Annotated in this window: 24 protein-coding genes; 13 read left to right on the forward strand and 11 right to left on the reverse strand. The window is 70.8% G+C overall.

Features of this window, described 5'->3' with window-relative positions; translation table 11 throughout:
• Positions 1-29: 29 nt before the first annotated feature.
• Positions 30-749, reverse strand: a complete 720-nt coding sequence (locus ACIQM3_RS35170; RefSeq protein WP_401631813.1) for a class III extradiol dioxygenase subunit B-like domain-containing protein — start codon at positions 747-749, stop codon at positions 30-32.
• Positions 750-778: 29 nt separating this feature from the next.
• Positions 779-2,299, reverse strand: coding sequence for a tRNA (N6-isopentenyl adenosine(37)-C2)-methylthiotransferase MiaB (gene miaB, locus ACIQM3_RS35175; protein ID WP_401631816.1), 1,521 nt, complete (start codon positions 2,297-2,299; stop codon positions 779-781).
• A 162-nt stretch (positions 2,300-2,461) separates the two neighbouring features.
• Between miaB and ACIQM3_RS35180 the strand changes: the two genes are divergently transcribed.
• Together ACIQM3_RS35180 and ACIQM3_RS35185 are read left to right on the forward strand one after the other, a co-directional pair.
• Positions 2,462-3,376, forward strand: a complete 915-nt coding sequence (locus ACIQM3_RS35180; protein WP_401631819.1) for a YceI family protein — start codon at positions 2,462-2,464, stop codon at positions 3,374-3,376.
• 108 nt (positions 3,377-3,484) lie between these two features.
• Positions 3,485-4,483: a TAXI family TRAP transporter solute-binding subunit gene (locus tag ACIQM3_RS35185; RefSeq protein ID WP_401631821.1), complete on the forward strand. Its 999-nt coding sequence runs from the start codon at positions 3,485-3,487 to the stop codon at positions 4,481-4,483.
• A gap of 16 nt (positions 4,484-4,499) precedes the next feature.
• Here ACIQM3_RS35185 and ACIQM3_RS35190 read toward each other — a convergent pair whose 3' ends face one another.
• Together ACIQM3_RS35190 and ACIQM3_RS35195 are read right to left on the reverse strand one after the other, a co-directional pair.
• The gene (locus ACIQM3_RS35190; RefSeq protein WP_401631824.1) at positions 4,500-5,894 is read right to left on the reverse strand and encodes a sensor histidine kinase; all 1,395 of its coding nucleotides are present in this window, start codon (positions 5,892-5,894) and stop codon (positions 4,500-4,502) included.
• Between the two features lie 15 nt (positions 5,895-5,909).
• On the reverse strand, positions 5,910-6,602 hold the full coding sequence (locus ACIQM3_RS35195) for a response regulator transcription factor (protein ID WP_393761949.1): 693 nt from the start codon (positions 6,600-6,602) through the stop codon (positions 5,910-5,912).
• Between the two features lie 354 nt (positions 6,603-6,956).
• Here ACIQM3_RS35195 and ACIQM3_RS35200 point away from each other — a divergent pair, with 354 nt between their 5' ends.
• From ACIQM3_RS35200 to ACIQM3_RS35240, 9 genes are all read left to right on the forward strand, one after another.
• Positions 6,957-7,742: an amino acid ABC transporter ATP-binding protein gene (locus ACIQM3_RS35200; RefSeq protein WP_356710160.1), complete on the forward strand. Its 786-nt coding sequence runs from the start codon at positions 6,957-6,959 to the stop codon at positions 7,740-7,742.
• Positions 7,743-7,774: 32 nt separating this feature from the next.
• Positions 7,775-8,698 (forward strand): glutamate ABC transporter substrate-binding protein, encoded by a 924-nt coding sequence (locus ACIQM3_RS35205; protein ID WP_401631828.1) that lies wholly within the window; start codon positions 7,775-7,777, stop codon positions 8,696-8,698.
• 141 nt (positions 8,699-8,839) lie between these two features.
• Complete coding sequence (locus ACIQM3_RS35210; RefSeq protein ID WP_401631831.1) at positions 8,840-9,487, forward strand: amino acid ABC transporter permease; 648 nt, start codon at positions 8,840-8,842, stop codon at positions 9,485-9,487.
• Positions 9,484-10,416: an amino acid ABC transporter permease gene (locus ACIQM3_RS35215; RefSeq protein ID WP_401631834.1), complete on the forward strand. Its 933-nt coding sequence runs from the start codon at positions 9,484-9,486 to the stop codon at positions 10,414-10,416. The genes ACIQM3_RS35210 and ACIQM3_RS35215 overlap by 4 nt, the downstream gene beginning before the upstream one ends.
• Before the next feature lie 326 nt (positions 10,417-10,742).
• The gene (locus ACIQM3_RS35220; protein WP_401631837.1) at positions 10,743-12,377 is read left to right on the forward strand and encodes an FAD-dependent monooxygenase; all 1,635 of its coding nucleotides are present in this window, start codon (positions 10,743-10,745) and stop codon (positions 12,375-12,377) included.
• 32 nt (positions 12,378-12,409) lie between these two features.
• Positions 12,410-12,496 (forward strand): putative leader peptide, encoded by an 87-nt coding sequence (locus ACIQM3_RS35225; protein WP_311605579.1) that lies wholly within the window; start codon positions 12,410-12,412, stop codon positions 12,494-12,496.
• Positions 12,497-12,569: 73 nt separating this feature from the next.
• The gene (locus ACIQM3_RS35230) at positions 12,570-13,181 is read left to right on the forward strand and encodes a cysteine dioxygenase (protein WP_401631840.1); all 612 of its coding nucleotides are present in this window, start codon (positions 12,570-12,572) and stop codon (positions 13,179-13,181) included.
• Positions 13,172-13,588: a rhodanese-like domain-containing protein gene (locus ACIQM3_RS35235; protein WP_401631905.1), complete on the forward strand. Its 417-nt coding sequence runs from the start codon at positions 13,172-13,174 to the stop codon at positions 13,586-13,588. Before ACIQM3_RS35230 ends, ACIQM3_RS35235 begins: the two co-directional genes overlap by 10 nt.
• 264 nt (positions 13,589-13,852) lie before the next feature.
• Positions 13,853-14,494 carry a hypothetical protein gene (locus tag ACIQM3_RS35240; RefSeq protein ID WP_401631843.1) on the forward strand — a complete coding sequence of 214 codons (642 nt, stop codon included), beginning with the start codon at positions 13,853-13,855 and terminating at the stop codon, positions 14,492-14,494.
• Between the two features lie 189 nt (positions 14,495-14,683).
• Here ACIQM3_RS35240 and recX read toward each other — a convergent pair whose 3' ends face one another.
• The 4 genes from recX to ACIQM3_RS35260 form a co-directional block, all read right to left on the reverse strand.
• Complete coding sequence (recX, locus tag ACIQM3_RS35245) at positions 14,684-15,376, reverse strand: recombination regulator RecX (protein WP_401631845.1); 693 nt, start codon at positions 15,374-15,376, stop codon at positions 14,684-14,686.
• Positions 15,377-15,379: 3 nt separating this feature from the next.
• Positions 15,380-16,510: a recombinase RecA gene (recA, locus tag ACIQM3_RS35250; protein ID WP_356710146.1), complete on the reverse strand. Its 1,131-nt coding sequence runs from the start codon at positions 16,508-16,510 to the stop codon at positions 15,380-15,382.
• Between the two features lie 307 nt (positions 16,511-16,817).
• On the reverse strand, positions 16,818-17,963 hold the full coding sequence (locus ACIQM3_RS35255) for an AI-2E family transporter (RefSeq protein ID WP_401631907.1): 1,146 nt from the start codon (positions 17,961-17,963) through the stop codon (positions 16,818-16,820).
• 196 nt (positions 17,964-18,159) lie between these two features.
• Positions 18,160-18,354 (reverse strand): DUF3046 domain-containing protein, encoded by a 195-nt coding sequence (locus ACIQM3_RS35260; protein ID WP_104789542.1) that lies wholly within the window; start codon positions 18,352-18,354, stop codon positions 18,160-18,162.
• 80 nt (positions 18,355-18,434) lie between these two features.
• Here ACIQM3_RS35260 and ACIQM3_RS35265 point away from each other — a divergent pair, with 80 nt between their 5' ends.
• Positions 18,435-19,349, forward strand: coding sequence for a hypothetical protein (locus ACIQM3_RS35265; protein WP_401631849.1), 915 nt, complete (start codon positions 18,435-18,437; stop codon positions 19,347-19,349).
• A 10-nt stretch (positions 19,350-19,359) separates the two neighbouring features.
• On the opposite strand, the gene ACIQM3_RS35270 is transcribed toward ACIQM3_RS35265, so the two are convergent.
• Genes ACIQM3_RS35270 through ACIQM3_RS35280 form a run of 3 tightly spaced genes read right to left on the reverse strand, consistent with a single transcriptional unit; the run spans position 19,360 to position 21,315 of the window.
• Positions 19,360-19,665 carry an AzlD domain-containing protein gene (locus tag ACIQM3_RS35270; RefSeq protein ID WP_356710142.1) on the reverse strand — a complete coding sequence of 102 codons (306 nt, stop codon included), beginning with the start codon at positions 19,663-19,665 and terminating at the stop codon, positions 19,360-19,362.
• Positions 19,662-20,441, reverse strand: a complete 780-nt coding sequence (locus ACIQM3_RS35275) for an AzlC family ABC transporter permease (RefSeq protein ID WP_401631852.1) — start codon at positions 20,439-20,441, stop codon at positions 19,662-19,664. Before ACIQM3_RS35275 ends, ACIQM3_RS35270 begins: the two co-directional genes overlap by 4 nt.
• A gap of 10 nt (positions 20,442-20,451) precedes the next feature.
• The gene (locus ACIQM3_RS35280) at positions 20,452-21,315 is read right to left on the reverse strand and encodes an AraC family ligand binding domain-containing protein (RefSeq protein ID WP_401631854.1); all 864 of its coding nucleotides are present in this window, start codon (positions 21,313-21,315) and stop codon (positions 20,452-20,454) included.
• Positions 21,316-21,416: 101 nt separating this feature from the next.
• Here ACIQM3_RS35280 and ACIQM3_RS35285 point away from each other — a divergent pair, with 101 nt between their 5' ends.
• Positions 21,417-26,132, forward strand: a complete 4,716-nt coding sequence (locus ACIQM3_RS35285) for a DEAD/DEAH box helicase (RefSeq protein WP_401631856.1) — start codon at positions 21,417-21,419, stop codon at positions 26,130-26,132.
• The last annotated feature ends 46 nt before the right edge of the window (positions 26,133-26,178 follow it).

The following is a 26,178-nucleotide window of genomic DNA, read 5'->3' on the forward strand; positions in this document are numbered from 1 at the left end:
CGTGCGGGGGCAGAGTCAGGGGCGGCGCCTCACGACCAGGCGGCGACGACGTATCCCACGCCGTACGGGGCGTCCTCGTACAGCAGCTGCCCGCCGAGTCCCGCACCCTGGGCCGCGCCCGCGAGCACCTGCCAGGGCGCCCGGCCCGCCGCCTTCAGTTCGTACGCGAGCGACTCGTCCAGAGCGCTCAGCGCGGCCACGTCGGCGCTCCCCAGAGCGCGCGCCGCCGCCGCGTCGAAGTCCGCCGCCCGCTCGTCCAGATAGCCGGGCGCCTTGACCGTACGGCAGGCGCTGCCGTCGCCCATGACCAGCAGGGCCACCCGCCGAGCCCTGGCCGCCAGGTCATCTCCCGCCCGCAGGCAGCGATCGGCGGCGAGGGGCTCCCCCACGCCGAGCCCTTCGACCGGGGCGCCGCCCCAGCCGGCCCGGTCCAGCAGCCAGGCGCCGACGGCGAGGGACGCGGGGAGCGGGCGTCCGGGGGCGGGTGATCCGCCTTGCGCCTCACCCAGCCGCACGGTCAGGTCGACGCCGAATCCGGCGAAAGAGCCTGCCGATCCCGGGGGGAACGGCCCGCGGCCGTCAGGTCCGGCCGGCCCGGCCACGATCAACAGATCCGGTTTCGCGGCGGCGAGCACGCCCAGTGCGTCGAGGCACGCGTTCCTCGCGGCGTCGAGCTCGGGCGCGGCTCCCGCCGCCACCTCGGGGACCAGGATCGGCGGGCAGGGGCAGACGGCGGCGGCGGCAAGCATGCCGGTCAGCGTACTCAGACGGGCCGGTCTCAGTCGCAGCCGCACCCCGGGGTGGCGGCCACGGGCTGCGGGGCGGGCGCGCCGATACCGGGCAGGCCGAGCATGACTCCGGCGGGCCGCTCGGCAGGAGTCGCGTTGCGCTTCTCCCAGGCGTCGCCCGACCGGGTGCGCCGGACACCCAGGGGTGTTCCCTCGGCGAGCAGGTGGTGCGGGGCGGCGTAGCTGATCTCGACCGTCACCACGTCCCCGGGGCGTACGTCCTGGGACGGCTTGGTGAAGTGGACCAGACGGTTGTCGGGAGCGCGGCCGGAGAGCCGGTGCGTGGCGCCGTCCTTGCGGCCTTCGCCCTCCGCGACCATGACATCCAGGGTGCGGCCGACCTGCTTCTTGTTCTCCTCCCAGGAGATCGTCTCCTGGAGGGCGGAGAGGCGCATGTAGCGCTCCTGTACGACCTCCTTGGGGATCTGTCCCTCCATGTCGGCGGCGGGCGTCCCGGGGCGCTTGGAGTACTGGAAGGTGAAGGCGTTCGCGAAGCGGGCCTCGCGCACGGCGTGCATGGTCTGCTCGAAGTCCTCCTCGGTCTCCCCGGGGAAGCCGACGATGATGTCGGTGGAGATCGCCGCGTCCGGCATGGCGGCGCGCACCTTCTCGATGATCCCGAGGAAGCGCTCCTGACGGTACGAACGGCGCATGGCCTTGAGGATCGTGTCCGAGCCGGACTGCATCGGCATGTGCAGCTGGGGCATCACGTTCGGTGTCTCGGCCATCGCCGCGATCACGTCGTCGGTGAAGTCCCGGGGGTGGGGCGAGGTGAAGCGGACGCGCTCCAGGCCCTCGATGGTGCCGCAGGCCCGCAGCAGCTTGGAGAAGGCCTCGCGGTCACCGATGTCGGAACCGTACGCGTTGACGTTCTGGCCGAGCAGGGTGATCTCGCTGACCCCCTCGGCGACCAGAGCCTCGATCTCGGCCAGGATGTCACCGGTGCGGCGGTCCTTCTCCTTGCCCCGTAGCGCCGGGACGATGCAGAAGGTGCAGGTGTTGTTGCAGCCGACCGAGATCGACACCCACGCGGCGTACGCCGACTCACGGCGGGTGGGCAGCGTCGAGGGGAACGCCTCCAGCGACTCGGCGATCTCGACCTGCGCCTCCTCCTGGACACGGGCGCGCTCCAGGAGCACCGGCAGTTTGCCGATGTTGTGCGTACCGAAGACGACGTCCACCCAGGGGGCACGCCGCACGATGGTGTCGCGGTCCTTCTGCGCCAGACACCCGCCGACGGCGATCTGCATCCCGGGACGCTTCGTCTTCATCGGGGCGAGGCGGCCGAGGTTGCCGTAGAGCTTGTTGTCGGCGTTCTCGCGCACCGCGCAGGTGTTGAAGACGACGACGTCGGCGTCGCCGTCGGAGCCCTCGGGGGCGCGCACATACCCGGCGCCCTCCAGGAGCCCCGACAAGCGTTCGGAGTCGTGGACGTTCATCTGGCACCCGTAAGTGCGTACCTCGTAGCTCTTCTGGACGTCCACTGCTTCGCTCCGGTTGCCGCTGGTCATGGGACAAGGGTAGGCGGTGGCGCGCCGGGGCCTTGCCGGACGCCGGAGCCACAGCGGAGAGCGGGCGCATGCCGCCCGGGGCGAGGAGGGGCCCAGGGCCGTTGAACGAATCGTTCCGGTCGGTTTCTATGCTGAGGTTTTCGCGTTCGAAAGGTTGATGTGATGGTCCTCTCCCTCCTCCGCGGCAGGCGATCCAGGGCGGCCTCCGGTGGTGGTGCGAGATTCGCTCTTCCCGTGCCGGCCGGGGCCGGAACCGTCACCTGCGAGGTCGTCGACCCCATGGGACAACCGCTCGGCGGCGCCGAGATCACGGTCACGTCCCAGAAGTCGGCCCGGACGGCGGCGAAGGGAACCACCGACCTGTTCGGCATGTTCGTCGCGGCTCTGCCCCCGGATGAATACCGCCTGCTCATGACGGCCGAAGGCATGCAGCCGGCCAGCTGGGCCTTCGACATCGCCGCGGGCGAGACCCTGTCGATGGGCCGCGTGCAGCTGGACGTCGCCCGGCAGCTGGAGCCCCCGGCACCCGGCACCTGGCTCTTCGATCCTCCGCACACCGCGATCCGCTTCATCGCCAAGCACGTCGGCATGGCCAATGTGCACGGCCGCTTCACCGCCTTCGAAGGCGGCATCCGGATCGCACCCTCCGTCGAGGACTCCCAGGTAGAGATACGCATCGATGCCTCGAGCATCACCACGGGCAACAAGACCAGGGACAACCATCTGCGGTCGGCCGACTTCCTCGACGTGGAGAACTACCCCTACCTCCATTTCGTCAGCAGGCGCTTCACCTACCGGGGCGGCAACAACTGGACCGTCCAAGGAGGGCTGACGATGCACGGGGTCAGCCGCTCCGTCTCCCTGGACACGCAGTACCTGGGCGCCGTCAACGGCGGTTACGGCGAAGAGCTGCGCTGTGCGGCACGTGCCACGGCCGAACTGCACCGCGAGGACTACACGCTGAACTGGCGCAACATGCTCGCCCGCGGCATCGCCATTGTCGGGCCCACGATTCAGTTGGAGCTGGACATCCAGACCATGTTCCAGGGACCCGACACTCCGACGCCTCCGGAGTGACGGCCGGTGAGGGCGCCCTGCCCTCTTCGGGGACGGCCTGATCCTCGCGACAGAGTCGATCCACCCCCGCCCTGGCCGTCATGGCCAGGGAAATGGCAGGATCGCGCCATGCTGCACGCACTGTCCCGGTTCGGTCGGCGACGCACCCTTCAGGGGGGCGCCGCCGCCGTGGTCGTGCTCGGACTGCTCCTCTGGTGGGTGCTCCCGATCGGGGAGGAGGAGCCGAGCGGTTCGCTCACGTTCTCCACGGGCGTACGGAGCGGGGTCTACCAGCGCTACGGACAGCGGCTGGAGGGCGCGCTGGCCAAGGACATGCCCAAGGTGTCGATACGGCTGCAGACGAGCGAGGGCTCGCAGCAGAACATCGAACGGGTCGCGACGGGGAAGGCCGACTTCACCATCGCCACCGCCGACGCCGTCGCCACCTATCTTGCGAGCGGGAAACCGGGCGCGGGCCGGCTGCGCGGCTGCGTCAGGCTGTACGACGACTACATCCAGCTGATCGTGCCCCGCGACTCCGGGATCCGTGAGGTCGCCGACCTGCGGGGCAAGCGGGTGGGTGTGGGACAGAAGGGGTCGGGGGTGCTCCTCGTCGCCGACCGGCTGATGAAGGCGGCCGGCGTCGATCCGGCGGAGGACATCACTCCCGTCCAGGCCGGGATCGACACGATGCCCGAACGGCTGGCGGACGGCCGGCTGGACGCCTTCTTCTGGTCCGGCGGGCTGCCGACCGGCGCGGTGCAGGATCTCTCGGAGAAGTTCGCGATCCGGCTGGTGCCCCTGGAGGACGCGCTGGTCACCCAGCTCCAGGCGGCCGGCGGGTCCACGCGCTACTACCGCTCGGCCGTGATGCCGGCCGACGCCTACCTGCACGCACAGCAGGGTCAGGCCGTGCGGACGGTCGCCGTCTCCAATCTGCTGATCACCACGGACCGCACGGATCCGCTGACGACCGAGGCGTTCACCCGGACCGTGATCGACAGCCGGGACCGGATCGGCCGCGAGGTGCACTCGGCGCAGCTGGTGGACCTGCGGACGGCCATCTACACCGATCCGCTGCCGCTGCACGAGGGCGCCAAGCGCTACTACCGCTCGGCCAAGCCCTGACGGTCCGGGGTGGGACTCACGCGTGCGGAGGGTTGCGCGGCACGGTGACCGTCACCCGCAGGCCGTGCGGTTCGTGCGTCCCGTAGCGGATCGATCCGCCGCCCGCCGCGAGCAGGGCGCGCGAGATGGACAGCCCGAGGCCGGATCCCTTGACGTTCTGGTGCCGCCCGCTGCGCCAGAAGCGGTCGCCGACGCGCTCCAGCTCCTGTTCGGTCAGGCCGGGCCCCCGGTCGGCGACGACGACCGTGGCGCCCTCGCCCTCGAACCCGGCCGTGACCCGGACCTCCTGGCCTCCGGGGGTGAATTTGAGCGCGTTGTCGATGACGGCGTCCAGCGCGCTGGAGAGGGCGATCGGGTCCGCCCAGCCGGTCACCGCGGGTGCCCCGTCCAGGTTCAGCCGTACTCCCTTCTCCTCGGCCAGCGGACGCCATGAGGCGACCCGTTCACCGGCGAGCGCGGCGATGTCCGTGAGCTGGAGATCCGCCGCGGTGTGCTCGGCCAGCGCCAGGTCCAGCAGGTCGTCGAGGACCTGGGCGAGACGTTTGCCCTCCGTACGGACCGAGGCGATCTCCTCGTTGCCCTCGGGGAGTTCGAGTGCGAGGAGCTCGATCCGGAGCAGCAGCGCCGCAAGCGGGTTACGCAGCTGGTGCGAGGCGTCGGCGACGAACGCGCGCTGCTGCTCCAGCACGTCCTCGACGTTGTCGGCCATCTCGTTGAACGAGCGCGCCAGGCGCCGGAGCTCCGGAGGCCCGCCGGACGCGACGACACGGGACCTCATCCGGCCGCTCGCGATGTCGTGCGCGGCCGCGTCCAGGGTCCGTACGGGCAGGAGCACCCATCCGGTGAGGCGGAACGCGGCACCGACCGCCACGAGCATGGCCACGGCCTCGCCGAGGGCGATGAGCAGCCAGCCGCGCAGTGTGCGGGACCGCATGTCCCCGGTGGGCGAGTCGGTCACGACGACGGCGACCACGTCCCCGTCGCGTACGACCGGGGAGGCGACGACGATCCGGCCGTTCTGCCAGGGCCAGACCTGGGGCGGGTCGTGGGAGCGACGGCCGAGGAGGGCCTCCGCGAAGGCCTCACGCCCTTCCCCCTCGGTGGGGAGGGTCCAGGAGGCCGGCGCCCTGGCGAGGGCCCTGTCGTCACGGTAGAAGACTCCGGCCCGGATCCCGTAGACGGAGTCGTACGCCTCGAGTTCGGTCTGCAGGGTGCGCTGCCGCTCCTCGGTGCCCCGGACGGGTTCGTCGACGAACTGGGCCAGCGCGCCGAAGCGAGCCGTGTCGTCGATCCGGTCGATGACGACCCGCTGCTGTTCGGCGGCGGCCACGCGTACGGCCAGCGGGAAGCCGAGAGCGAGCAGCACGGCGGCCATCAGGACGATGAGCAGAGGGAGCAGGCGGGTGCGCACGGGAGGCGGACGTCCTCAGGCCGGCGGAGGGACGAGACGGTAGCCGACGCCTCGCACGGTCTCGACCAGTGCGGGAAGCCTCAGCTTGGAGCGCAGCGAGGCGACGTGCACCTCCAGGGTGCGTCCCGTTCCCTCCCAGCTCGTCCGCCACACCTCGCTGATGATCTGCTCCCGGCGGAAGACCACGCCGGGACGCTGGGCGAGCAGTGCGAGCAGGTCGAACTCCTTGCGGGTGAGCTGGACCTCTTGGCCGTCGACGCTGACCCTGCGGGTCGGCAGCTCGATGTGGACCGGCCCGATCCGCAGGGCCGCGAGCGGGGTCGGCCCGGTGTCCTCACCGGCCGTCCTGCGCCGGGCTACGGCGTGGATACGGGCCAGCAGCTCTCCGGTGTCGTACGGCTTCACGACGTAGTCGTCGGCGCCGAGGTTGAGGCCGTGGATCCTCGAGCGGACGTCGGACCGCGCGGTCACCATGATCACCGGGATCGCGGAGCGCTTGCGGATCTTCCCGCACACCTCGTAGCCGTCCTGGTCGGGCAGCCCGAGGTCCAGGAGTACGACCCCGAAGGGCTCCTTCTCGGCCGGCAGCAGCGCTTGGAGGGCCTCCTCGCCGCTGCGGGCGTGCACGACCTTGAAGCCATGGCGCGACAGCACGGCGGACAGGGCAGCCGCGACGTGGTCGTCGTCCTCGACGAGCAGCAGTCTCATGGCCCCCCTCTCCGCCTCATGTCTTCTCGTGCTCCTTCGCGACGACCGCGAACCGTGCGTGACGGTCCACCGGTGTTCCGCCCGGCGAACCTTCCCGTACAGCGTCGATTCACGTCATCCCCGTACCAGGGCATCCACGCCGATGACTGGTAGGTCAGTCAAGTCCCTGCCGGTTACCACCAGGTTTCCGTTACCCACCCGGTATGCCGTCGAGCGCCCCGTGGCGTCCCGTTCACGCGGTGTGTCCGGTTGCGGCCGGATCGTTATGCTCAATTTCCGCTCAGATGTAATGACGCTGGTAGCACTGCGTCACTAGGGTCCTTGCCTAACCGAGGAGGACGGAGCAAGAAGCCGATGAGCGGAGTTTCAGTGACCAAGGCCGCCGAGGATGCCGCACCTGCGGGAGACGACCTTGTCGTACTGAGCAACGTCAACAAGCACTTCGGCGCGCTGCATGTGCTCCAGGACATCGATCTGACCATCGCCCGTGGCGAGGTCGTCGTAGTCATCGGGCCCTCCGGGTCCGGGAAGTCCACGCTGTGCCGCACGATCAACCGCTTGGAGACGATCGACTCGGGCGCGATCGCGATCGACGGCAAGCCCCTGCCCCAGGAGGGCAAGGAGCTGGCGAGGCTGCGTGCCGATGTCGGCATGGTCTTCCAGTCGTTCAATCTCTTCGCGCACAAGACGGTGCTCGAGAACGTGATGCTGGGCCAGGTCAAGGTCCGCGGGACGGACAAGAAGGCCGCCGAGGAGAAGGCCCGGACCCTGCTCGACCGTGTGGGCGTCGGCGTGCAGGCGGAGAAGTACCCGGCGCAGCTCTCGGGCGGTCAGCAGCAGCGCGTCGCGATCGCACGCGCGCTGGCGATGGACCCCAAGGTCATGCTCTTCGACGAGCCCACGTCGGCTCTCGACCCGGAGATGATCAACGAGGTGCTCGAGGTCATGCAGCAGCTGGCCCGGGAAGGGATGACCATGGTCGTCGTCACCCACGAGATGGGCTTTGCCCGTTCGGCCGCCAACCGTGTGGTCTTCATGGCGGACGGGAAGATCGTCGAAGAGGCAACTCCCGACCAGTTCTTCAGCAATCCGCGCAGCGACCGGGCCAAGGACTTCCTGTCGAAGATTCTTCACCACTGATACCGACGACCTACGACACGAGGATTGTTCACATGAAGCTCCGCAAGTCGGCCGCCGTTGCGGCCATCGCTGTGCTCGCCCTGACCGCGACCGCCTGTGGCGGCAAGGAGGGCTCCGCCGGCGACAAGCCTTCGGGCGTCAAGCCCGGTTCGTCCGAGGCCCCCGAGCTGCCGAAGTACACCGTCGCCACCGGTGTCGACCTCGACTCGCCGACCTTCAAGGACGCGAAGAAGCGCGGCAAGCTGGTCATCGGCGCCAAGGCCGACCAGCCGTACCTCGGCTTCGAGGACCAGTCGACGAAGGAGCGTTCCGGCTTCGACGTGGAGATCGCCCGGATGATCGCGGCCGACCTCGGTTTCTCGGAGAAGCAGATCGAGTGGAAGACCGTCGACTCCGGCATCCGTGAGACGGCCATCTCCAAGGGCCAGGTCGACTACTTCGTCGGTACCTACACGATCAACGACGAGCGCAAGAAGCAGGTCGGATTCGCGGGCCCGTACTACAAGGCCGGCGCGGACCTCCTGGTGCGCAAGGACGAGACCTCCATCACCGGCAAGGAGTCGGTGAAGGACAAGAAGGTCTGCTCGATCGTGGGTTCGACCCCGCTCCAGGAGATCAAGAAGCCCGAGTACGGCGCGAAGGTCGTCGAGTTGGCCAAGTACTCGGACTGCGTGCAGCAGCTCCTGACCAAGCAGGTCGACGCCGTCACCACCGACGACTCGATCCTGAAGGGTTACGCCGCCGCCAACTCCGGCAAGCTGAGGGTCGTGGGCAAGCCGTTCACCGACGAGCCCTACGGCGTCGGCCTGAACAAGGACGACAAGGTGCTCCGCGAGGCGATCAACAAGTCGCTGGAGACCCACATCGAGGACGGCACGTACAAGAAGATCTACGAGGCGACCCTGGGTCTGTCCGGTTCGGAGTACACCGAGCCGCCGGCCATCGAGAGCTACTGACTCAGCTCCGTCGCTGACGTCCTGTCACTGACGCCACGCGCGTGAGTGAGGCGTCCCGTACGCCGCCGTCACTGAGTACGGCGGCGTACGGGGCGCCCCTTCCCCTGCCCAGATGCCGCTGACCGCCGACGCGGAGACCCCATGAACGTATTGCTCGACAACTTCCCGGAATACCGCGACGGCTTCATAGGCACCGTGTCGATCACCGCCATCAGCTCGGTCATCGCTCTGGTCCTGGGCGTCGCCATCGCCGGCTTCCGTGTGTCGCCCGTGCCGCCGCTGCGCTTCTTCGGCACCGCCTGGGTGACCCTGCTGCGCAACACCCCGCTGACGCTTCTCTTCCTGATCTTCTTCTTCGTGGTGCCGGAGATCCTCTTCCCGGGCATGAGCCCCTTCCTGCTGGGCTCGCTGGCACTCGGCTTCTACACCTCCTCCTTCGTGTGCGAGGCGGTCCGCTCGGGTATCAACACCGTCCCCCTGGGGCAGGCCGAGGCTGCCCGCTCCATCGGCATGACGTTCGCCCAGACCCTGCGGATCGTGGTTCTCCCGCAGGCCACCAGGTCCGTCATCCCGCCGCTGAGCAGCATCTTCATCGCCCTCACGAAGAACTCGGCGATCGCCGGGGCCTTCAGCGTCACCGAACTCTTCGGGTGGCAGAAGCTGATGAGTGACCGGGGTTACGAGATCATGCCCGTCTTCGTCTGGGTGGCCCTCGGCTACCTGGTCGTCACCTTTGCCATGAGCGGTCTCTTCCGGCTGCTGGAGCGTCGTATGGAGGTCGCCCGATGAGTGCCAGCGTTCTCTACGACGCCCCGGGTCCCAAGGCTGCCGTCCGTAACCGGATCTATGCCGTGGTCGGAAGCCTCGCCATCCTGGGCCTGATCGCGGTCAGCCTGGTGCGGCTGTCCGACAAGGGGCACCTCGCCCCCGAGATGTGGGACATCTTCAACTACGCGGGCATCCGGCAGAACATCGCCGACGCCGTGCTCGCCACGCTCAAGGCCTTCGGTCTGGCGGCTGTCGGTTCACTGATCCTCGGGGTCCTGCTCGCCATCGGCCGGCTCTCCGACCACAAGCCGGTCCGCTGGGTCGCGACCACGTTCATCGAACTCTTCCGTTCGATCCCGCTGCTGATCACCATCTACGCCATCTGGGTCGGCTTCCTCACCGACTACTCGATGTGGGCCCTGGCGCTCGGACTGTCGGTCTACAACGGCTGCGTCCAGGCCGAGGTGCTGCGCGCGGGTATCAACTCGGTGCCCAAGGGCCAGAGTGAGGCGGCGTACGCCCTCGGGATGAGCAAGACCCAGGTCATGGTCAGCGTGCTGATCCCGCAGGCGGTGCGCGCGATGCTGCCGACGATCATCAGCCAGCTTGTGGTGACCCTCAAGGACACCTCGCTCGGCTTCATCATCCTGTACCCGGAGCTGCTGCAGACGGCGCGTCTGATCGCCTCCAACACCCAGGTCAACAGCCAGTACCCGTACGTCTCGACGATCGCGGTCATCGGCACGATCTATGTGGCGATGTGTCTGCTCCTGTCGGCGCTGGCCACCTGGATCGAGAAGCGCGGACGGCGGGCCAAGACCGGTATCGCGATGGCCGCGGCCGCCGAGACGCCGGGCATCCTCCCGGTCGGCAGCCTCGCGGCGCCCCGCGCCGAGGACGGCCCGGCAGACGGGCCCGACTCGACCGAGGAGATCCGAAAGACCGACTGACGGAACAGGCGGCCGGACGTCCCGTGGCGGGACGCGCCGTCCGCCCTCCTCACCTTCGCGCCGCTAGCCCTCCTCACCTTCCTGACAGCCCGCCGGTCCACCGGCGGGCTGTCACGCTTTCCGAAGCACTGAGGCGCGGGAGCTGCATGGGTTGCGTGGGGCGGCAACGCGGGCGCCCGGTCCCGCCGTCGCTTGACGCAAGCACCGGCAGTGGGTTGCATTCGTTCTGTGATCGCGCCCCGAACCACCGCCGCCGCACCCCCTTCCTCCCCCTCGGCCCCCAGGACCTCCACGGCCACTCCCACCAGCGCCGGAGGGTTCACACCGTGGACCCGGTGATCGTCGTCGGCGCCGGCCCGGTCGGGCTGGCGCTGTCGCTCGCCCTCGCGGCTCAGGGCGTGCCCTCCGTGCTGCTCGACGAGGGTCCGGGGAAGGACGAACCGCGCCCTGCCCGCACCGTCGTGCTGCGCGAGGACACCGCGGACCTGGTGGAACGGCTCGGCTGCCCGGCGCTCCACGACGAAGGGCTGCGGTGGGCCGGCTGGCGTTCGGTGCGGCGTAAGCAACTGGTACGCGCCGTACCGCTGGGCGAGGAGGAGGGCACCGTACCGCTGCCCTCACCCGTCCATCTGCCCCAGCACGCCCTCGCAGGCGGTCTGCGGGCCGCGGTCGCCGCGCAGGACCTGGTCACCATGGTGCCGTTCAGCAGGATCGACACCCTGGAGCAGGACGCGCACGGGGTCACGGTGCACACCCGGGAGCCCGGATCGACCTGGTGGCGCGGGAGTTACCTGGTGGGCTGCGACGGCGCGCGCTCCACCGTACGCAAACTCCTCGACATCAGGTTCCCCGGTCGCACAGCGGTCGAGCGGCACGCTGTCGCGGCGCTCCGCGCCGAACTGCCCTGGCCGGGCGAGGCGGTGCTGCACCGGTCCCCTCCCTGGCGCACCGGCGGTGCCGAGGTCACCGCGCGACCGCTGCCCGACGGTGTCTGGCGGCTGGACTGGCTCCTTCCGCCGCGCGGCGAACTGGTCACCCCCGAGGCCCTGATCACCAGGATTCGCGACACCCTCGAGGGCTGGTGCGGTGAGACGCCGGCCTACGAGCTGCTGGACACGGGCGTGTACACCCTCCACCACCGGCTGGCCAGGCGCTGGCGGTCCAAGCGCGCCTTCCTCGCCGGGGACGCCGCCCATCTGCTGGGCGCGCTCGGGACCCAAGGGCTGGACGAGGGGCTGCGGGACGCCGAGAACCTGGCCTGGAAGCTGGCGCAGGCCTGGCACCAGAGTGCCTCCGAGCTCCTGCTCGACAGTTACCAGGCCGAGCGCCGGGCCGCCGTCGCCTCCCGGCTGCGCGCCGCCGACCAGTCGCTGCCGATACTGCGGGGCGGTGCGGGCCTCCGGACGCTCGTACCCGGTACCGCGCGCGGGCACGACACGTTGCTGGCCGATGGCCATCTGGGGTGCGGGCCCCTGGGCGCGCCCCCCGCGTACACGCACTCCCCTCTTTCGCCTCAACGCGCCGAGGGGCACGCGTCGGTGGGGACGGACCCCGGCGCGCCGGTCGCCGATGTGCGGGTGACCGCGCCCGACGGGAAGACGGTGCGGCTGCGCGACCGGCTGGGCCTGGGGCATCTGCTCGTGATCCTGGTCGCACCGGGCACGGGGGTGTGGGACAGGCGGCACTGGCTGACCGCGGGTGTCATGCCCCGGCTCGTCGACGCGGTGGACGCCCTTCCCGTGAACGCCGAGCTGCTGGTGACCGAGAGCTACCCGGGGGCGACGGCCCATACGGTGCTGCTGGTCAGGCCGGACGGGCATCTCGTCGCGGCCTTCAGCGGGGTGCGGCCCGCCGAACTGTTCACGGCGGCGGACGCGGCGCGCGGGGGTGCCCCGGACACGGCGCACGGCGACCGGGCGCGCACCACCACGAGCTCCGACCGGACCGCGGACGTCAATTGACCGTCGCAGGCGCACATGGTGTACTCCAGATCATGACCGACACCGATGTGCGCCTGTGGCGGAGGGTCCATATGGACCTCGTCCGCTATGCGGGCTGCGTGTGTCGCCCGTCCTGCTGAATCGCCTCTTCCCGCACGCCGCGCTGTTTCGCGCGCGGTCGTGCTTTCACGCGAACATCCCAGGACGGTCCCTGTGTCTGCATCCTTTCCCACCCTGCCCACACCCGCGTCCGAGTCCACCGTCGGAGCGGGCCCGTCGGTCCCCGCTGCCGACGCCACGAGCGTGCCCGCCGTCGCCGGTACGGGCTCCACGGCCCCGACCGCCGCGGAACTGCTCGACTTCGTCCGCCGGACCGCGGAGGACGCCGCGCTCGTCGCCTCGCTCCCGCTCGACCCGGAGGGCCGCACCTGGCTCCGGCTCGAGGGTCCTGGTGGCAGCGAGGCGTGGCTGATCGGCTGGCCGCCCGGTACGGGCACGGGCTGGCACGACCACGCCGAGTCGACGGGGGCCTTCACCGTCGCAGCGGGCGCCCTCCGGGAGCACTCGCTGGCCGCGCGACTGCCCACCGACGGCTGGAAGACCCTCGAACTGAGCGAGGGCATCGACCGGGACCGGCTCCTGGCGACCGGACAGGGCAGGGCCTTCGGCCGCCACCACGTCCACGAGGTACTCAACGAGTCCGGCGACGAGCACGCCGTCTCGGTGCACGCGTACTACCCGCCCCTGCCGCAGATCCGCCGCTACAGCCGCACGGGAGCGGTGCTGCGCCTGGAGCAGACCGAGCGCCCGGAGGACTGGCAGTGAGCGACGCGGAGGACCAGGGCCACCAGAACCCGGTGGGCATCGATGAACTGCTCGACCGGGTGCGGGCGGGCTATGAGCGGATCGGCCCCGAGGAGGCCGCAGCCGAGGCTGCCGAAGGCGCGCTGCTGGTCGACATCCGTTACGCGGCGCTGCGCGAGAAGGACGGCCTGATCCCCGGAGCTCTGGTCGTCGAGCGCAACGAGCTGGAGTGGCGGCTCGATCCGCAGGGGAGCCACCGTGCCCCGCAGGCGGTGGGCCATGATCTGCGGGTCGTGGTGATCTGCAACGAGGGTTACGCGTCGAGTCTCGCGGTGGCCTCCCTGCGACAGCTGGGACTGCACCGGGCCACGGATCTGACCGGCGGCTTCCAGGCGTGGCGCGCGGCCGGGCTTCCGGTCGCTCCGTGACCGGAAGAACACCTGGAGCGACCGACCTCGTGCGACGGGGCCGCCACCACTCCGTGCCGACGGCCGCTCGCTTCCGATGACCTTCCGGTGATCGATTGACGGATGGCCGGATGACCGGTGGCGCAGTCACCTGGCATCCGGCCGCTCACTGGGCCGAACGACGCTCCGACCCACCCGAACGCTGCTCCCCGGTGGAGCAATCACCGCGCGCGACGGACATTCGCCTCATCACTGAGGACCGGAATGTACGGAGATGTCGCGCCGATGGAAACCGCTCAGCTCACCCCGGACCAGCTCGACGCACAGGCCTCCCGGCTCCATGACACCGACGCGTGGCAGCGCATCGTCACAGGCTGGGAGCAGACCACCCGGGAGCCCGCACGCCCGACCGCACCCCCGAGCTCGGACGACGAGACGCGGCCCGCGCCCTCGGCGGACTGGCGGGACCTGCTGTCCGTGCCTGTCGACCAGCTCGTCGAGGACTCCCTGCGGGCCCTGCCTCCGCGACAGCCGCGCCAGCGTCCGCTGCCCGGGCGCCTCGGCGCTGTACTGCCCGAGCGTCTGCACGCGTGGCGCCGTCTCGGACAGCCCGATGTGCGCCCGTCCACCCATCTGGGCTACGCCCGGCATATCCTCACCGAGTGGGGCTGGCAGAACGCCCCCTATCGCTTGCGCAACGCCCGTGGCGCGCGTTGCCTCTGCGGGGCCATGCTGACGGCCCACCGGCTCGGCTTCGGGTCGCTCGACACCGTCGACCGTGCCGGTGCGTGGATGATCACCGAGCTGCGCTCGCAGGGCTGGTCCGGCCTGATCGGCCCCTGGAACCGGCACCCCGGCCGCACCGCCGCCGACGCACTGGCCCTGATCGACGCCACGATCCACCGCGCGTCCCTGGCAGGACACTGAGCCCCGCCTCCACCCGCCCCTCTCCGGCACCGGGCGTGCCGTCTGCTGCGATGGCCCCCTCCGCCACCGCAGCAGACCGCCCCCGTGACCTACGTGCTCATCCCCCGAGGCCCCGCGCCGGCCGGGGCCCGATCCCCACGCCGGCCCGGCTGCGTGCTCCCCCGCTTCTCCCGCCTCCCGTTCCACCGGTCAGAAGGGCTCGTCCAGCCCTTCCATGTCCTCCCCCTCCGCCTCGATCGCCTGACGCACCACGCGCAGAGCCATCCCCTCGCCGTACCCCTTGCGCGCGAGCATGCCCGCGAGCCGACGCAGACGCTTGTCGCGGTCCAGCCCCCGTGTGGAGCGCAGCTTGCGCCCGACGAGTTCCCTGGCGGTCTCTTCCTCCTGCTCGGGGTCGAGCTGCCCGACCGCCTCGTCGATCACTGTCGGGTCCACCCCCTTGGTGCGCAGTTCCCGCACGAGGGCACGCCGGGCCAGCCCTCGCCCGTGGTGCCGGGACTCGACCCACGCGTCCGCGAACGCGGCGTCGTCGATCAGTCCCACGTCCTCGAACCGCGAGAGCACTTCCTCAGCGGCCTCGTCGGGAATCTCCCGCTTACGCAGCGCGTCAGCCAGCTGCTTACGGGTGCGCGGGGTTCCGGTCAGCAGCCTGAGACAGATGTTGCGCGCCTGCTCGACCGGGTCTCGCGGTTCCCCCTTCTCGGCCCTCGACGAGGAAGGGGAACCGCTGCTTCTGGAGCGGGAGCGGGAACGACGGCCCGCCCCCTCGCCGAACCCGGCCCCCCGGCCGGGCTCCGGGGGGCCCCCGGACGGTTCTGCGGCGTACTCGGGGCCGGGGCCCGCACCTTCGTCGGTGCCCGGCCACTCCGTGCGACGCGTCACGGCCTAGCTCTTGGCCGCTGCGGCCTTGGCAGGCTTGGCCTTGGTCGCGGGAGCCGGTACCGACTTGGCCGCCCCGTCGGCCGGGGCACCCGTGGTGACCGCGGCATCGGCTGCGGGCTCCGCCGCGGCATCCTCCGGACGGACACCGACGCCGAGCTTGTCGAGGATCTTCTTCTCGATCTCGTTGGCCAGGTCGGGGTTGTCCTTGAGGAAGTTGCGGGAGTTCTCCTTGCCCTGGCCGAGCTGGTCGCCCTCGTACGTGTACCAGGCGCCGGCCTTGCGGACGAAGCCGTGCTCCACGCCCATGTCGATCAGACCGCCCTCACGGCTGATGCCCTGTCCGTAGAGGATGTCGAACTCGGCCTGCTTGAACGGCGGCGCCACCTTGTTCTTGACGACCTTGACGCGGGTGCGGTTGCCCACGGCGTCGGTGCCGTCCTTCAGCGTCTCGATACGCCGGATGTCCAGACGCACCGAGGCGTAGAACTTCAGCGCCCGGCCACCGGTCGTGGTCTCCGGCGAGCCGAACATCACACCGATCTTCTCGCGCAGCTGGTTGATGAAGATCGCGGTGGTCTTGGACTGGTTGAGCGCGCTGGTGATCTTCCGGAGTGCCTGGCTCATCAGACGGGCCTGCAGACCGACGTGCGAGTCGCCCATCTCGCCCTCGATCTCCGCTCGCGGCACCAGGGCCGCGACGGAGTCGATCACGATCAGGTCGAGCGCGCCCGAGCGGACGAGCATGTCCACGATCTCCAGCGCCTGCTCGCCGTTGTCCGGCTGCGAGAGGATGAGATTGTCGATGTCGACGCCGAGCTTCTTCGCGTACTCCGGGTCCAGAGCGTGCTCCGCGTCGATGAACGCCACCGAGCCGCCGAGCTTCTGCGCGTTCGCCACGGCGTGCAGCGTCAGCGTCGTCTTGCCGGAGGACTCCGGGCCGTACACCTCCACCACGCGGCCGCGCGGCAGCCCGCCGACGCCGAGCGCGACGTCGAGCGCGGTGGACCCGGTGGGGATCACCTCGATCGGCTCGTTCGGCCGCTCACCGAGGCGCATCACCGCGCCCTTGCCGAATTGCCGTTCAATCTGTGCGAGTGCGGCGTCCAGCGCCTTCTCGCGGTCGGTTCCTGCCATGGGTTCCACCCGATTTGCTTGAGTCGATCGCTTCACGTCACAGACGCTAACCCCTGCCACTGACAATGGGCCTCGACGTCCTCCCGGCCTGTGGACAACTCCACGGTCGGGCCCGGCAAAACCCGGCCGGAATCCCATGAGAATGGATGTTCGATTTCAGTGTCAAGCGCACCACGCCGGGCCGATACGGCCGAGGGTAGCCGCTTATAGCAGTCGACATCGAGCAAGTCAATGAACTGCGGCGGGCCTCACATCGAATTCGGACGGCACCTGGTGGAGGCCCAGGCTCCGGACCTGCCGGCCGGTGTCACGCATTGCCGTCGGCCGGACCCCCGCCCCGCCGGCCGCCCCCCACGGCGCGGCGGAACCTCGACAGCACCGGCTCGCCACGGCGCCAGTGGTGACCGCCCTGCACCCGCGGGTCGTCCATCACGTCGTAGCGCTTCACATACGCGCCCAGGAACGCCTGGAGAGTGGCGACAGCCGGAATGGCGATCAACGCTCCGACGGCTCCCATCAGCGCGGTACCCGCGACCACCGAGCCGAAGGCGACCGCGGGATGGATGTCGACCGTCTTGGACGTGAGCTTCGGCTGCAGCACGTAGTTCTCGAACTGCTGGTAGACCACGACGAAACCGAGCACCCACAGCGCGTACCAGGGATTGACCGTGAAGGCGATCAGCATGGGCAGGGCGCCGGCCAGATACGTACCGATCGTGGGGATGAACTGCGAGACGAGGCCGACCCAGACCGCGAGCGCCGGCGCGTAAGGCACTCCGAGGACCACCAGCAGGACGTAGTGCGCCGCGCCGGAGATCAGCGCCATCAGTCCGCGCGAATAGATGTAGCCGCCGGTCTTGTCGACCGCGATCTCCCAGGCGCGCAGCACCTCGGTCTGCCGGGAGGGCGGCAGTACGGAGCAGAGCGCGCGCCGCAGCCGGGGGCCGTCGGCCGCGAAGTAGAACGAGAACAGGAAGATCATCAGCAGACGGAACAGACCGCCGAGGACGGTGGTCGAGACGTCGAGCACGCCCGTAGCGCTGTTCTGCACGTACTTCTGGAGCCAGTCGGAGTGCAACAGGCTGTCCCGCACCTCGACCCGGGAGAGCTCCGTGTGGAAGGTCTGGTTGACCCAGTTGATCACCGAGTCGAGGTACTTGGGGAACTCCTCGACCATGTCGACGATCTGGCCGGCGAGCATCGAGCCGAGCAGGAGGATGAAGCCGACGCCGGCGATCAGCACGGCGAGGAAGACCAGGAAGGTGGCGAGTCCCCGGCGCATCCCGTGCCCGGCCATGCGGCTGACGGCGGGCTCGATCGCCAGGGCCAGGAAGAAGGCGATGAGGATGTTGGTCAGCAGCCCGATGAGCTGGTAGAAGGCCCAGCTGCTCAGTTGGAAACACCCGTAGAGCGCCAGTGCCATGACCATCGCACGCGGCAGCCAGCCGGGCATGCGGACGGGGCCGGTGCCGGGCGGCGGACTCGGTGGTGCGGGCGGCGAGGCGGGCGGCTGGGTCTGGGCTGTCTCGTCTGTCGGTGCCACGCGACAAGTCTCGCTCACCGCGGTGACAGCCGGTCCCCCGGCCCGGCAGGGACCGACGCGGGTGACGCGGGTGACGCGGCCGTGCCGGCGGGCATGACCACGTCGCTCAGCGCTTGTCCGGGGGCACTCCGACCGCCGAGCAGACCCCCCGCCAGACGTCCTTGGCCTCCCACCCCGCGGCCAGGGCCTCGTGTACCGTACGGCCGCCGAGCTCCGCCATGACGTGATCGCGCGCGAAGGAGTCGGCGTAGGCCTCGCCGAAGTGATCCGCCATCCGTTCCCAGAAAATCGTCAACCGCATGCCCTCAGTATCCCGCTCCTGAGAGTGCAGCCGGGCCGGAGGGCCCTGCCGACGACGTTTTCCCCTCTACGGTCGGTTCCATGGCTGGAACCGGAGCAAATCCCCTCGCCCGCGCCGAGCAGTTCATCTGGCTCACCGCACGCGTCCTCGAACAGCGGCGGTTCGCCCATCTCTTCCTGGGAGGAAGCGCGGACCCCGTCGAGACCGCGCTCGACGCCTATCGGAACGAGGACGGTGGCTACGGTCACGCGCTCGAACCCGATCTTCGCGGACCGGTGAGTCAGCCGCTCCACACCGCTCATGCGCTGAGCGTCCTCGATTCCATCGGCCGCTGCGGTGGGATGCGCGTGGAACGGATCTGCCGCTATCTGACGGACGTGTCGACCAAGGAAGGCGCTCTGCCCGCGCTCCATCCCTCCCAGCGTGGCTACCCCGCGGCACCCTTCATCCCCGTCGTCGACGACCCGCCCGCCGAGCTGCTGGCGACGGGCCCGGTGGTCGGACTTCTGCACCGTAATCAGGTGTGGCACGCCTGGCTCTTCCGGGCCACCGACTTCTGCTGGGCCGCCGTCGACGCCCTGGAGCAGTCCCATCCGTACGAGATCGAGGCCGCCGTAGCCTTCCTGGACGGCGTTCCCGACCGTGCGCGCGCCGAATCGGCAGCCGACCGGCTGGGGCAACTGGTGCGTGAGCAGCGGCTGGTGGTGCTCGATCCCCGGCGCCGCGCGGAGTACCCGGTGGCTCCTGGCTACGCCCCGGGGGAACACCACTTCCCGTACGACTACGCCCGCACACCCGGGTCGCTCGCCCGTCGCTGGTTCAACGAGAGCGAGCTGGAGAGCGCTCTGGATCATCTTGCGGCCGAGCAGGAGGAGGACGGCGGCTGGCCGGTCAACTGGCGCCGGTGGGCCCCGGGGACGGCCCTGGAGGGCCGTCCGATCGTGACGCTCAAGGCGCTGCAGACCCTCCGGGCGTACGGCCGCGGTCCGCGCTGACCTGCCCGCCTCAGAACAGGGCGCGCGCGGCAGCCGTGACCACGACGGCGGTACCGACGACGACCAGGAAGGGCGCCCGCAGGACGAGGGCGAGCGCCGCCGCGGCGAGCCCTGCCGCTCTGGCGTCCAGCACCAGCTGCTGTCCGTCGGCGAAGGTCTGCTGAGCGGTGAGGGCCGCGAGCAGCGCCACCGGCATGAGTGCCGCCAGCCGCTGCACCAGGGGGCGTTCCAAAACTCCGGCAGGTACCAGGAGCCCCAGGAGTTTCGCGAGATAGCAACCGGCGGCGGTGAGCCCGATGGCGATCCAGATGTTCATCGGCCCTCCCCGTGCGCCGCGCCACCGGTGGCGGTCTCGTCCGAGCCGTTCTTGCCCCGGCCGCTCAGGAACAGGACGACCGGAGCGGCCAGCGCGGACACCAGCACGGGCGCGCCCGCCGGCAGCACCGGCAGAAGGCCCAGCACCAGCAGGACCGCCAGCGCCCCTGTGACGCGCTCCGTGGTGCTCTTCAGCATCGGCGCGAGCAGCGCGAGGAACACGGCGGGGCCCGCCGCGTCCAGTCCCCAGGCGGCGGTGTCGCCGAGCGCCTTCGCCCCGAGCGCGCCCCCCAGCGTGGTCAGGTTCCACAGGACGTAGAGGGTGAGCCCGGTGACGGTGAAGCCGATACGCGCGGCACGTCTGGTGGGCTGGGGCAGCGTGACGGCGGTCGTCTCGTCGATGACCCAGTGGGCGGCCAGGGGGCGCAGGAAGCGCGGCAGGGCGAGGAGCTGTGACAGCCGTAGCCCGTAGAAGGCGTTGCGGATGCCCAGGAAGAACGCTCCTGCCGCGGCGGTGTAGGGGTTGCCGCCGGCCGCGAGGGCACCCACGAGGGCGAACTGGGAGGCTCCCGTGAAGACGAGGAGACTCAACGCGCAGGTCTGGAGAAGGCTCAGTCCGGAGCCTGCCGATGTCACGCCGAAGGCGAACCCGGAGAGACCCACGGCTATGCCCACGCCGAGGGCGTCCCGGACGACGGCGCCGTCCGGCTTCTCCGTATCCGCGCCCTGTGCGCCGAGGGCGCCGGGGCTCTGAGGGGGTGCTGTCTGTTCTGCCACGCCCGGAACGCTACGGGGCGGAATCCCCGCCGGTCTTGTACGTTCTTGCACGCTCGCGCTGGTAGGCGCCCGGGGGCACCCCGACGATCCGGGTGAAGTGACGGTTGAGATGGGGCTGGTCGGTGAAGCCGACGGCGGCGGCGGCCTCGGCGGGTGCGGTCCCCGCGTCGAGCATGTGTCGCGCACGGCGCACCCGGGCGTCGGTGAGAAAGGTGTGCGGGGGCATTCCGTACTGCTTCTTGAAGGCCCGCAGCAGCGCGAACGGGCTGGTGCCCAGTTCGGCCGCCAGCGCTTCCAGGGTGGGCGGCCGCTCCATCCGTTCCATGAGTGCGGTCCGCGCGCGGACCGCGTCCCGGGCGCCGGCGAAGTGCGGAATCCTGGCCGGCAGCACGCTGCCGTGGCGGTCGAGCAGCCGGGCGACCAGGACGCGCAGGACGCTGTCGGCGGCCAGGGCGTTACCCTCCTCGGCTGCCCGGTGGACCTCGGTGATCAGACGGGCGGCATGCGGGTCCCGCACACCGGTCTCAGCGAAGCCGACGGTGCCGCGCAGGTTCGTCAGGTCGGCCGCGATGTCGTTGATCACCTGGGCGGAGGGGTAGAGCGTGGCGTACACCCATCCTTCGGGCACTCCGGCGCGGGCGGTGTGCGGCACCTCCGGATTGATCATGACCACGGTGCCGGGTCCGGCGTGCACGGTGCCGTCGGGGAGGCCGACGTCCTCGACGCCGCTGGTGATCGTGCCGAAGACGTAGCCCTCGTGGCTGTGGCGCGGAAAGGTGTGGCGGACGTAGCGGGCACGGAGCAGATCGAGGTCGGGCAGCTCCGCGTACTGCCAGTACCTCGCCCATTCCTGTGTCGTGTCCACCCCCGCCATGCCTGCATTGTCGCAGGTCCGGCCCGGTGGCCGAAGCCCAGGAAGGTGAGCGGCGGCAGGTCCACCGGCCGTTGTCGGTGGCGGGGTGCACGATGGGGGGCATGGCCGGTTCCGCACTCGATTCGTTCTCACCCGCGACCCGCAGCTGGTTCGCCGCCGCCTTCGACGCGCCCACCGCCGCGCAGGAGGGTGCGTGGCGGGCCATCGGCGAAGGGTCGGATGTGCTGGTCGTCGCACCGACCGGATCGGGTAAGACGCTCGCAGCCTTTCTCGCCTCCTTGGACCGGCTGGCCGCCCTTCCGCCGCCCGCCGAGGCGAAGAAGCGCTGCCGGGTGCTGTACGTGTCACCGATGAAGGCGCTCGCTGTGGACGTGGAGCGGAATCTGCGCTCACCCCTGACCGGGATCCGTCAGGAGTCGGTACGCCTGGGCCTGCCCGAGCCCGAGGTGCGGGTGGGTATCCGTTCCGGCGACACCCCTCCGGCCGAGCGCCGTTCGATGGCGACGAGGCCCCCGGACATCCTGATCACCACTCCCGAATCCCTGTTCCTGATGCTCACGTCCTCGGCCCGGGATGCGCTCGCCGGGGTCGAGACGGTGATCTTGGACGAGGTGCATGCCGTCGCGGGTACCAAGCGCGGCGCCCATCTCGCCGTCTCCCTGGAGCGTCTGGACGAGCTGCTGCCGCGTCCCGCGCGGCGTATCGGGCTGTCGGCGACGGTCCGCCCGGTCGACGAGGTCGCGCGGTTCCTCTCCCCGCAACGGAGGGTGGAGATCGTCCAGCCCCCGTCCACCAAGGAGTTCGACCTCTCCGTCGTGGTTCCGGTGGAGGATCTCGGCGAGCTGGGCGGCTCCCCCGCCACGGGTGACGAGGGCGGCCAGGCGGAGAAGCCGTCGATCTGGCCCCATGTCGAGGAGCGCATCGCCGACCTCGTGCAGTCGCACCGCTCCACGATCGTCTTCGCCAACTCCCGGCGGCTGGCGGAGCGCCTGTGCAACCGGCTGAACGAGATCGCTCACGAGCGGGCGACCGCCGCCGCGTCGGAGGAGGAGCCGGGGGCGGGCGGGCCCCTGCCCGAAGCCCACTCCCCCGCCGAGATCATGGCCCAGTCCGGGGCGGCGAAAGGGGCACCGGCCGTCCTCGCCAGAGCGCACCACGGCTCGGTGTCCAAGGAGCAGCGCTCCCAGGTCGAGGAGGACCTAAAGGCGGGCCGGCTGCCGGCCGTGGTCGCCACCTCCAGCCTGGAGCTGGGGATCGACATGGGCGCGGTCGACCTGGTGATCCAGGTCGAGTCGCCGCCGTCCGTGGCCTCTGGGCTGCAGCGGGTGGGCCGCGCCGGGCACCAGGTCGGTGCGGTGTCCACCGGTGTGGTCTTCCCCAAGTACCGCGGCGACCTGGTGCAGGCGGCCGTCGTGACCGAGCGGATGCGCCAGGGCGCCATCGAGGCTCTGCGGATCCCGTCCAACCCCCTGGACGTGCTCGCCCAGCAGATCGTCGCCACGGTCGCGCTCGACAGCTGGCAGGCCGACGATCTGCTCGCCCTCGCCCGCCGGGCGGCCCCCTTCGCCTCCCTGCCCGAATCCGCGTTCACCGCCGTGCTCGACATGCTCGCCGGGCGTTATCCGTCCGACGCCTTCGCGGAGCTGCGGCCCCGTGTGGTGTGGGACCGCGTCACCGGTACGGTCACCGGCCGCCCCGGCGCTCAGCGGCTCGCCGTCACCTCGGGCGGCACCATTCCCGACCGCGGACTCTTCGGCGTCTTCCTCGCCGGCGCCGACCCGAAGAAGGGCGGCGGACGCGTCGGCGAGCTGGACGAGGAGATGGTCTACGAGTCCCGGGTCGGCGACGTCTTCACCCTGGGCACCACGTCCTGGCGGATCGAGGACATCACCAGGGACAGGGTCCTCGTCTCGCCCGCTCCCGGAGTCCCCGGCCGGCTGCCGTTCTGGAAGGGCGACCAGCTGGGCCGCCCGCTGGAGCTTGGCCGTGCCCTGGGTGCGTTCCTCCGGGAGATCGGCGGGCTGTCCGCCGAGGACGCCAGGCTCCGGCTGGTCGCCGCCGGGCTCGACGCCTGGGCGGCGGACAACATCCTTTCGTACCTCGACGAGCAGCGCCGGGCCTGCGGGCATGTCCCCGACGACCGGACGGTGCTGGTCGAGAGGTTCCGGGACGAGCTGGGCGACTGGCGGGTCGTGGTGCACTCGCCGTTCGGCGCCCAGGTCCACGCCCCGTGGGCACTGGCCCTGTCCGCCCGGCTCGGTGAGCGGTACGGCATGGACGCACAGGTCATGCACGCGGACGACGGCATCGTGCTGCGGCTGCCCGACGCCGACCTGATGGGTCTCGACCTGCTCGACTTCGATCCGGTCCAGGCCGGTGCGAGCGGTGAGGCCGCGGGCGGTGCGGGACGCGACGCTGCCGGCCCAGGTTTCCCCGCGGCCGGATACGACAGCGAGCAGCCTCCCGTCGGGGCCACCGACGTGGTGTTCGACAAGGGTGAGATCAGCCAGGTCGTGACCGAACAGGTCGGCGGATCCGCCCTGTTCGCCTCCCGGTTCCGCGAATGCGCCGCGCGTGCGCTGCTGTTGCCCCGGCGCAGCCCTGGCAAGCGCACCCCCCTGTGGCAGCAGCGTCAGCGCGCTTCCCAGCTGCTCCAGGTGGCCTCCGAGTTCGGCTCGTTCCCGATCGTCCTCGAAGCCGTCCGCGAATGCCTTCAGGACGTCTTCGACGTCCCCGGTCTCACCGAGCTGATGGGCGACCTGGAGGCCCGCCGCATCCGTCTGGTCGAGGTGACCACCCCCGAGCCGTCACCGTTCGCCCGCTCCCTCCTCTTCGGCTATGTCGCGCAGTTCCTGTACGAAGGCGACTCGCCCCTCGCCGAGCGGCGGGCGGCGGCACTCTCGCTCGACTCCCATCTCCTGGCCGAGCTGCTCGGCCAGGCGGAGCTGCGGGAGCTGCTCGACGCCGATGTCCTCGGCGAACTGGAGCGGGAGCTCCAGTGGCTGACCGACGACAGGAAGATCAAGGACGTCGAGGGGGTCGCCGATCTGCTGCGCGTGCTCGGCCCCCTCACCGACGCCGAGCTGGCCGAGCGCGGCGCGGAGCCCGCATGGGCCCCGGAGCTGGCGACATCCCGGCGCGCCATCCAGGTCCGTGTCGGTGGAACCTCCCACTGGGCGGCAGTCGAGGACGCGGGCCGACTGCGCGACGCTCTCGGCACCGCACTTCCGGTGGGAGTCCCCGAGGCTTTCACCGAGCCGGTCAAGGATCCGCTCGGCGACCTCCTCGCCCGGTTCGCCCGTACGCACGGCCCGTTCACCACCACGCAGGCGGCGAGCCGTTTCGGCCTCGGCAGCGCCGTCACGGACGGGGCACTGCAGCGGCTCGCCGCGTCGAGCCGCGTCGTCCAGGGCGAGTTCCACCCCGCGGGCATCGGCCAGGAGTGGTGCGATGCCACGGTCCTGCGGCGGCTGCGGCGCCGTTCGCTCGCCGCGCTCCGCCAGGAGCTGGAGCCTGTGCCACCCGCCGCGCTGGCCGGCTTCCTCCCCCAGTGGCAGCACCTCGGCGACAACAGTCTGCGGGGCATCGACGGACTGGCCCGTGCCATCGAGCAGTTGCAGGGCGCCCCTGTCCCCGCGTCCGCCCTGGAGAAGCTGATCCTGCCGAGCCGCGTGGCGGGGTACACCCCCGCCATGCTCGACGAGCTCACGACCACGGGCGAGGTCGTCTGGGCAGGCGCGGGCGCTCTCCCGGGGAAGGACGGCTGGCTCTCCGTCTACCTGGCCGACAGCGCTCCGCTGCTCCTCCCGCCGCCCCTTCCGCTGGAGGAGACCGCGTTGCACGAGTCGGTTCTCACCGTGCTCTCCGGCGGGTTCGGGCTCTTCTTCCGGCAGATCGCCGATCAGGTCCGGGCAACCACCCACCCGGACTGCACCGATCCCCAGCTGGCCGACGCGCTCTGGGAACTGGTCTGGTCCGGCCGTCTCACCAACGACACTTTCGCGCCCCTGCGTTCACTCCTCGGCTCAGGGCGCACGGCGGGCTCCACCGCGCACCGCGCGCGGCGCAATGTGCCGCGCGGCCGTTACGGATCGCTGACCGCGGCAGCTCGCCCCGCGTCCCGCACCGGCCCGCCGACAGTGTCGGGTCGCTGGTCGCTGCTGCCCCCGGCCGAGCCCGAGCCGACCCATCGCGCGCACGCCCTTGCCCGGACGCTCCTCGACCGCCACGGCGTGGTGACCCGCGGAGCGGTGCAGGCCGAGGGCGTCGAGGGCGGATTCTCGGCGATCTACCGCATCCTTGCCGCGTTCGAGGACAGCGGGCAGGCCCGCCGTGGTTACGTCGTCGAGGGGCTGGGGGCAGCTCAATTCGCCATGGACGGGGCCGTGGACCGGCTCAGGGCAGCCTCCACCGCACGCGACCGTGCGGACCCCGGCTCGGCTCCCCGCGCTCTGGTCCTCGCAGCGGCCGATCCGGCCAACGCGTACGGTGCCGCCCTGCCCTGGCCCGAGTCACCGGACGGAGCGGGACACAAGCCCGGCCGCAAGGCGGGGTCGCTGGTGGTGCTCGTGGACGGCGAGCTGACGCTCTACATGGAGCGCGGTGGCAAGTCCCTCCTCGCGTGGCCCACCGATCCGGACGACCCGGCCCTCCGGGCCGCCGCGGAGGCGCTCGCGTCGGCCGCCCGCGCGGGGACGCTCGGCACGGTGACGGTGGAGCGCACCAACGGCGCCTCCTCTCTCACCTCCCCGCTGGGCCGCACCCTGGAGTCCGCCGGCTTCCTCGCCACGCCACGAGGTCTGCGGCTGCGCGCCTGAGGACGGCTTCGGCGCGGCCGGGGAACCACGCGCGGCCCGGTCCGCG

Source organism: Streptomyces sp. NPDC091271, from assembly GCF_044757505.1.
In the GTDB taxonomy this organism is placed as follows: domain Bacteria; phylum Actinomycetota; class Actinomycetes; order Streptomycetales; family Streptomycetaceae; genus Streptomyces.